The following is a 281-nucleotide window of genomic DNA, read 5'->3' on the forward strand; positions in this document are numbered from 1 at the left end:
GTTGGTTCTTTTAATGTGTAAAATGTCTATCACTTTTTCTTTAATTTCTTTTATGAGTGATGCAGTTATTTCTACAGATTCATCTGTAGAATCATCTAAAACATGAATTTCTAATTTTTCTTTGGGATATGTTATTTTTTCAATATTTTTTAATAATCTTTTCATGACATACAACTCATTATACACTGGTAGTTGTATAGTAACAAAAGGGATTTCGTCTGAGTTTGAAAAATCGAACTTTACAGAATTGTCTATCTTTTTTTTAGCTTTTAAGTAGTTAA

Annotated in this window: 1 protein-coding gene; it reads right to left on the reverse strand. The window is 25.6% G+C overall.

All coding sequences use genetic code 11. The annotated features are described in order from the left end of the window. Window positions 1-281 (reverse strand): glycosyltransferase (locus ACY2RW_RS16135; protein WP_490123759.1); only part of this gene is annotated, 281 nt, incomplete at both ends.

Source organism: Polaribacter sp. 2305UL8-11 (genome assembly GCF_058147165.1).